The 7,565-nt window shown below is 34.5% G+C and carries 7 protein-coding genes; 3 read left to right on the top strand and 4 right to left on the bottom strand.

The genetic code is table 11. The features are described 5' to 3' along the window. Positions 1-496: 496 nt before the first annotated feature. On the bottom strand, positions 497-1,174 hold the full coding sequence (locus tag EOD40_RS17585) for a DUF4294 domain-containing protein (protein ID WP_128197786.1): 678 nt from the start codon (positions 1,172-1,174) through the stop codon (positions 497-499). An 82-nt stretch (positions 1,175-1,256) separates the two neighbouring features. Here EOD40_RS17585 and EOD40_RS17580 point away from each other — a divergent pair, with 82 nt between their 5' ends. Together EOD40_RS17580 and EOD40_RS17575 are read left to right on the top strand one after the other, a co-directional pair. After that, positions 1,257-2,345, top strand: a complete 1,089-nt coding sequence (locus EOD40_RS17580; protein ID WP_128197784.1) for a M42 family metallopeptidase — start codon at positions 1,257-1,259, stop codon at positions 2,343-2,345. A 228-nt stretch (positions 2,346-2,573) separates the two neighbouring features. Further along, entirely contained in the window at positions 2,574-3,170 is a 597-nt protein-coding gene (locus tag EOD40_RS17575) for a DUF2238 domain-containing protein (RefSeq protein WP_128197782.1), read from the top strand. Positions 3,171-3,244: 74 nt separating this feature from the next. On the opposite strand, the gene EOD40_RS17570 is transcribed toward EOD40_RS17575, so the two are convergent. The 3 genes from EOD40_RS17570 to EOD40_RS17560 form a co-directional block, all read right to left on the bottom strand. After that, entirely contained in the window at positions 3,245-4,201 is a 957-nt protein-coding gene (locus tag EOD40_RS17570) for a phosphoribosylaminoimidazolesuccinocarboxamide synthase (RefSeq protein ID WP_128197781.1), read from the bottom strand. A gap of 337 nt (positions 4,202-4,538) precedes the next feature. After that, a complete protein-coding gene (locus tag EOD40_RS17565; RefSeq protein ID WP_128197779.1) occupies positions 4,539-5,369 on the bottom strand; it encodes a Cof-type HAD-IIB family hydrolase in 831 nt (276 codons plus the stop codon). Between the two features lie 213 nt (positions 5,370-5,582). Further along, positions 5,583-6,533, bottom strand: coding sequence for a PhoH family protein (locus EOD40_RS17560; protein ID WP_128197777.1), 951 nt, complete (start codon positions 6,531-6,533; stop codon positions 5,583-5,585). A 197-nt stretch (positions 6,534-6,730) separates the two neighbouring features. Here EOD40_RS17560 and EOD40_RS17555 point away from each other — a divergent pair, with 197 nt between their 5' ends. Continuing rightward, entirely contained in the window at positions 6,731-7,561 is an 831-nt protein-coding gene (locus EOD40_RS17555; RefSeq protein ID WP_128197776.1) for an SAM hydrolase/SAM-dependent halogenase family protein, read from the top strand. The last annotated feature ends 4 nt before the right edge of the window (positions 7,562-7,565 follow it).

Below are 7,565 nucleotides of genomic sequence, written 5' to 3'. Positions count from 1 at the left end.
AAATCTCACAAACTTTTTTAAACCTTTTTTTTAAAGAAATAAATCTCTAATTCCGATTTAATGTTTGTCAGTATTTTAAAGAACGTATGCGTTGTTGCGGGTGCAAAAGTAGAACCTTTATTCGTTTTGACAATAACTTTTCGAAACTATTTTGAAAGTATTTTTTAATCTACTGATAACATGCAACTTATTTTTAGCCGTTTTTTAGTTTTGTAAGGTTTTAGACAGAAGAACTCAGCTTTTTATGGCTGTACCGCAGAGATACGCCAAGAAAAACACGGAGATTCGCTAAGGTTTTCTAACAAACTACACTATTATACAATAGTGCATATCGCCATTTCTAGCACAATCCCTAGCCCCGATAGTAGTGAAAATCCTTTCTTGACGACCTTTAGTCAAGAAAGATTGTAGTGAATAGCAGGAAACAGCTCCAAAAAAAAAGCTCATACTATAATTATAGTACGAGCTTCTTTATATTTAAGGTGTAATTTAGAATTTATGGTTTTGTAGATAATTTGGAATCCCAGTATTCATTTAACTTATCTACATCTACCGGTGTTGCTGCCGGTTGATTCTGCAATCTACCCGATTCAAAGGCATCTTTAAGAATGTTTTCTATCAAATAATCCTCATTAGATTCGAAAGGCGCATATTGGGATTTTAAATCTATATCAAACATACTGGCAGCTGTGTTAGACCAAAAAGCTTTCCATCCGCTTTTTAATGTCTTTATCAGTTCATAGGTTGTGGTTCCTGTTTGTCTATGAATCAACCGGACTAAAATACGACCCTGACTACGGGACAGTTTTTTAAGCCTTGCCTCAAACTCATTAGTAAGATAGTCTTCCACAATTTTAAAATACCTTTTCTTTTCTCTTTCAGAAGTAAGGCGAGCCATACCTTTATTTAAATTCGTCAATCTATCGGCAGCCAATTTAGCGTAAGGATAGGTTCTATAAACCCTGTTTTGTAAAATCAAATATTGTTTTTGAGCTTCAGGATCCAGTTTCTCTTTTGAAATAATAATTTCAGGCAATTTTATGGTGTCATTTAATAAACTATCCTTTTCTGTCAGCACATATCCCATGGCATTTGGATCATAAGGCACGACCCCCTGACTAAATCCAAGACATGAAATTAATAAAAAGAATATTAAAAAATAAATCGATTTCATAAAGGTAATATTTTGCTGTAAAATTATGCAATATCTATACAACTGTAATAGCAAATTTATAATTTAGCGAAAAATTATTTTTATGAGTACAAAATCAATACTAAACAATGATTCAATGGCTTTTTTAGAAAGCTACCTTAATAATGCTTCACCAACAGGTTACGAAAGTAGCGGTCAAAAAATATGGATGGAGTATCTAAAACCTTATGTTGATACTTTTATCACCGATACCTACGGAACAGCCGTGGGAATTATCAATCCAGATGCTCCTTTTAAAGTTGTCATTGAAGGTCATGCCGATGAAATTTCCTGGTATGTAAATTACATTACCGAAGATGGTTTGATTTACGTAATTAGAAATGGAGGTTCTGATCACCAAATTGCACCTTCAAAACGTGTAAACATTCACACTAAAAACGGAATCGTAAAAGGTGTTTTTGGATGGCCTGCCATTCACACCAGAAATAGAGATAAAGAAGAAAATCCAAAAATCAGTAACATTTTTATTGATTTAGGTTGCGAAACTAAAGAACAAGTTGAAAAACTAGGCGTCCATGTAGGCTGCGTGATTACTTATCCTGATGAATTTGTGATTTTGAACGAAAACAAATTTGTTTGTCGCGCTATCGACAACCGCATGGGAGGTTTTATGATTGCTGAAGTGGCCCGCCTTTTGCATGAAAATAAAGTAAAACTGCCTTTTGGATTATATATAACGAATGCTGTTCAGGAAGAAGTAGGCTTGCGTGGTGCTGAAATGATTACCAATACCATCAAACCAAACGTAGCCATTATTACCGATGTATGTCATGATTCTACCACTCCAATGATTGATAAAAAAATCGAAGGAGAAACTAAAATTGGTAAAGGCCCTGTTGTTACTTATGCTCCAGCGGTACAAAACAATTTGAGAGACTTAATTATCAATACTGCCGAAGAAAAAGAAATTCCTTTTCAGCGTTTAGCTTCTTCTCGCGTAACCGGGACTGATACTGATGCTTTTGCTTATAGTAATGGAGGAGTGGCTTCGGCTTTGATCTCACTTCCGTTGCGTTACATGCACACCACTGTTGAAATGGTACATAAAGAAGATGTTGAAAATGTTATCAAATTGATTTATGAAACTATACTTAAAATAGAAAATAACGAAACTTTTTCTTATTTTAAATAATATTCAGGAGCTAATCCTCCTCCCGATAGCTATCGGGACGCTATATCTTTTTATTTTTGTTCCCTTCGACAAGCTCAGAGAGCAAAAATAAAAAGGATACCGCTCCAAACGAAGTTCACTGAACTCCTATGAAAATAGAAACCAAGTGAAGTAATCAGGGCTAAAAAACCGTTTCGTTCTAAAAAATCGAAACGGTTTTTTATTACATTCACTTCTTAAATTTATACTATGAAGTCCATCTATTTAATGCTCCTTATTTTCTTTACCACTTTAATTTGGTCCATTATCAATCCAAAAGAAGTTTTCACCTGTTTTCTCGAAATAATTCCTGCCATCATTGGTGTTTTGATTTTAACATTTACTTTCAAAAAATTCCGTTTTACCAATTTCACCTATTTTTTAATACTCATCCATTGTATTATTTTGTTCATTGGCGGACATTATACCTATGCCGAAGTTCCTTTATTTGATTCTATCCGGGATATTTTTCATCAAAGCAGAAACAATTATGACAAGGTGGGACATTTTGCCCAGGGTTTTATTCCAGCCATGATAATCAGAGAATTGTTTATTCGAAAAAAAGTAATTACCAATAAAAGCTTTTTCAATTTTATTATTGTTTGTATTTGCCTGGCGATTAGTGCCGCTTACGAATGGATTGAATGGGGAGTTTCACTAGCAACAGCCGAACAAGGCGATGCTTTTTTAGGAACCCAGGGCTATATTTGGGACACCCAATCGGATATGTTGTTTGCCACTATTGGTGCCATTACAGCTTTGATTTTATTTTCTAAAGTTCAGGATAGGGAATTGCAGAAATTATAAATTCATTTTTTCAATAAAAAACCCGACAGTTTTTAAAAAACTGTCGGGTTTGAAATTATATAGGTGTATCGAAATTATTTGTTGTTTGCCAAATAAGCCAAAACATTCTTCTCGATTCTTTCATTAATATTCGAAATATCTGCTTTTACAAATTTTTCTCCAATGATGTTTTCGTATAATTCAATATATCTGTCCGAAACGGTTTCGATATAAGCATCAGTCATTTCAGGAATTTGTTGTCCTTCCTGTCCCTGGAAACCATTTTCAATTAACCAACGACGTACAAACTCTTTCGATAATTGTTTTTGTTCTTCATCGTTGTTTTGTCTTTCCTGATATCCTTCGGCATAAAAATAACGAGAAGAATCCGGAGTATGAATTTCGTCAATTAAAACAATTTGTCCTTCTTTTGTTTTTCCAAATTCATATTTGGTATCCACTAAAATCAATCCGCGACTTGCAGCAATTTCAGTTCCTCTTTGAAACAAATCTCTGGTATATTTTTCTAAAACCAAATAATCTTCTTCGCTCACGATCCCTTTAGAAAGAATTGCTTCTCTGGAAATATCAGCATCGTGTTCTCCATTATCTGCTTTAGTTGTAGGTGTAATAAGAGGTTCCGGAAATTTATCATTTTCCTTTAAACCTTCGGCCATTTTTACACCACAAATTTCTCTTTTTCCAAGAGCATATTCGCGTGAAGCGTGACCTGACAAATAGCCGCGAATTACCATTTCTACCTTGAAAGGCTCACATAAATGACCTACAGCAACACTTGGATCCGGAGTAGCAATCAACCAGTTTGGAACAATATCCTGAGTCAATTCCATGAATTTAGTAGCAATTTGGTTTAGAATTTGTCCTTTATAAGGAATTCCTTTTGGCAAAACCACATCAAAAGCCGAAAGCCTGTCGGTTGCCACCATTACTAATAATTCGTCATTAATATTATAAACTTCTCTTACTTTACCTCTATAAACCGATTTTTGATTTGGAAAATTAAAATTAGTGGTAGTGATTGTATTACTCATCTAGATACGTATTGCGTTGATTTTATAAGAATGCAAATTTAGGATTATTTTAGACAGAAAAACAAGGAAACTACACTTCTATTACAAAATACTTTTATGATTTATTTTCTTTTTTGCTTGATCAAAAAAGAAACAAAAAAATCAAGTCTTGCGCTTCCTCGTCGGTCAAATTAGTTTTCGAATGCTAAAAGAAAAAAACTCGCTACGCTCAAACAGTTTTTCTTTTTACGCATTCTTCAAACATTTGACGCTCGACTGCGAAAGCTAAGGACAAATGAGCTACACAAATTACAACATATCAATTTGTGCTAATTTGTGAATTTGTGGTAAGCATAAATTATTTTGTTACCAAACTCACATTATTCAATATTTTATCAGCCAAATAATTAGCAACTCCGTCTTCATTATTTTTTGAAATAACTTCCAGATGTGACAATTTATTTTTCAGACTATCAGGAGCATTCCCCATTAGCAAACCTTTAGAAGTAGCCTTCAACATTCCTTCGTCATTATAACCATCACCAAAAGAAATCGCCTGATGGAATTGATAATTTTCTATTTCTAAAATACGCGCAATTGCCACACTTTTATCTACCGATTTGTCCATGAATTCCAAACAATGCGGCAAACTAAAAGCATGACTAAAAGTGTCCGGATGTTTATCCAAAATCATTTCTCTCAACTCAATTAGTTTTCCGTGACTTTCGTGGGTGAAAAATATTTTAATCACATCAAAATCAGTTACTTCTTTGTAGTTTACTAATTCAGGAACATAATTCAGTTCGGTTTGAAATTCCAGTAATTTATCGTTGTGTTTATTGGTTTGCCAAACATTTTCTTTGAAAAGAACCGTAGTATATTCAGCCGGAATATCCATTTCTAAAACCGATTTCACAGCTTCACTTTCCATATTGGTAGCAAAAATCAGTTCTTTATTGGGTGCATGGATTCGGGCCCCATTGGAAGTAACCAGATAAATTGGAAAACCTAAAGTCTCGATTATGGGCATCGCATCCAAGTGATGACGCCCTGTAGCTACAATGATTAAATAATTCTGATTGTATAATTCTCTAAAAACCTGTTTGGTGTAATCTGAAATTCGGTGGTCACTGTTCAATAATGTCCCGTCTAAATCGCTTATAATTACTTTTATATTTTCTTTTATCATATTCTCTTTCACTGTAATGAATTGCAAAAATATTGAAAATACAAAGAAAGCACAGCAAAAACCTATTGAAATAACAGCAAATTAACTTATGGGTAATTTCACTTCAGCGATTCTTCATAAAAAATTCTATAAAAAAACTACGACCTAAAATTAGAGTCGTAGTCTTTTGTTATTGCTATTGCTATTGCTATTGCAATTGTTATTGATTTTTATTTAATCTACGTTTTCAGTGTATTTATAAGCATCAATTACTTTTTTCACTAATCGGTGTCTTACAATGTCTTTGTCGTCAAGGTAGATGATTCCAATTCCTTCAATGTCTTTTAGGACTAACAAGGCTTCTTTTAGTCCCGAAATGGTTCTTCGTGGCAAATCAACCTGTCCCGGGTCACCGGTTACCATGAATTTGGCGTTTTTTCCCATACGGGTCAGAAACATTTTCATCTGCGAATGCGTGGTGTTTTGAGCTTCGTCCAGAATCACGAAAGCATGATCTAAAGTTCGTCCGCGCATGAAAGCCAATGGTGCTATCTGGATAATTCCTTTTGCAATATAATCTTCTAATTTCTCATTCGGAATCATATCGCGCAAAGCATCATAAAGCGGTTGCATATAAGGATCTAATTTTTCTTTCATGTCCCCTGGAAGAAAACCTAAATTCTCCCCTGCCTCTACCGCCGGACGCGTCAAGATAATGCGTTTTACCTGCTTTTCTTTCAAAGCTTTTACCGCCATTGCCACACCGGTATAAGTTTTACCAGTTCCGGCTGGTCCTACTGCAAAAACCATGTCGTTTTTGTTAATAGTATCTACTAATAATTGCTGGTTAGGCGTCATGGCTTTTACAATTTTGCCCCCTACTCCATGCACTAAAATTTTGTCATTCGGACTCATTTTTTTGTCGTCTTGAACATCTCCTAAAATTACGCGCTCAATTACATTGTCATCAATGTTGTTGTAGCGGGTAAAATGAAGCATTAATCTTTGAAAACGCCTTTCGAACTCGTCCAGTATGTCTTTTTCTCCAAATGCTTTTAAAGTTGTCCCTCTGGCAACTATTTTTAATTTTGGATAGTACTTTTTAATGGTTTCAAGATGAGTGTCTTGAGCACCCCAAAACTCTTTTGGAGCGATGTCTATGAGCTCGATGATTCTTTCGTTCAAAGGGTATAGTTTTATAGTATTACTAAATCGATTAAAAATCTAATCCATAGTGTGAGTACACCTAGGTTTTATTTGGTTAATATTTAGAATTTGTTTTTGCTTTTTTGCTTTGTATGAATTTACTAATTATTAGCTTTGCATTTCTCAAATTTAATGAAAATTAAGTTTAGATTTCACCAATAGTTATAAACAAAAATATGTCAATAATTACCCTTACTACCGATTACGGCTTGAAAGATCACTTTGTAGGTACATTGAAGGGAAAAATTCTATCTGAATATTCAGAAGCCCAAATTATTGATATTTCGCATGATATAGATCCATTTAACACCGTAGAAGCCAGCTACATAATTAGTGCGGCTTATGCCAGTTTCCCTAAAGGAACCGTACACCTCATTGGGGTTGACATGGAATTAAATAAAGAAAATTTACATATCGTAATGCAATGGAATGATTCTTATTTTATTGCTGCCGATAACGGGATTCTAAGCATGCTTTCGCAAAAAATAATGCCGCAAAAAATTGTAGCCATCAACATTCACGACCGTTTGCCCAGTGATGCTTCAGGATTGGATGTTTTTGTAACCGTGGCCTGTCATATTGCCAGAGGTGGCTTGCTCAATGTAATTGGCAAAGAAATCAATGCGGTGAAGGAAGTGACTGAAATGAAAGCCGTAACCGCAAATGATAACAACAGCCTAAAAGGTCACGTTATTTACATCGACCATTTTGGGAATGTGGTGACCAATATTACCAAAAAACAATTTCTGGAAGTCGCTAAAGGCCGACCGTATGAAATCCAGATGAAAACTAAAAACATCAAAACCATATTACCTAATTATTCAGCGATTGCCATTTCAGATAAATATCCAATTAAGAATTATGAAGGCGAAAAACTCGCTATTTTCAACGAAGCCGGTTATCTCGAAATTGCCATTTTTAGAAGCAATCCTTCTAAAATTGGTTCTGCAAGCAGTTTATTAGGACTCAATTATCGCGATGCGGTTACTATCGAATTCAAAAATTAAGAAT

Source organism: Flavobacterium sufflavum, from assembly GCF_004016525.1.
GTDB classification, from domain to species: domain Bacteria; phylum Bacteroidota; class Bacteroidia; order Flavobacteriales; family Flavobacteriaceae; genus Flavobacterium; species Flavobacterium sufflavum.
Note: the sequence above shows the minus strand (reverse complement) of the source record. Positions and strands in the feature narration are given on the sequence as shown.

Bases quoted from the DNA above. Each gene is read 5' to 3' on its own strand.
- EOD40_RS17585 (WP_128197786.1), bottom strand. From the start codon at position 1,174: ATGAAATCGATTTATTTTTTAATATTCTTTTTATTAATTTCATGTCTT.
- EOD40_RS17580 (WP_128197784.1), top strand. From the start codon at position 1,257: ATGAGTACAAAATCAATACTAAACAATGATTCAATGGCTTTTTTAGAA.
- EOD40_RS17575 (WP_128197782.1), top strand. From the start codon at position 2,574: ATGAAGTCCATCTATTTAATGCTCCTTATTTTCTTTACCACTTTAATT.
- EOD40_RS17570 (WP_128197781.1), bottom strand. From the start codon at position 4,201: ATGAGTAATACAATCACTACCACTAATTTTAATTTTCCAAATCAAAAA.
- EOD40_RS17565 (WP_128197779.1), bottom strand. From the start codon at position 5,369: ATGATAAAAGAAAATATAAAAGTAATTATAAGCGATTTAGACGGGACA.
- EOD40_RS17555 (WP_128197776.1), top strand. From the start codon at position 6,731: ATGTCAATAATTACCCTTACTACCGATTACGGCTTGAAAGATCACTTT.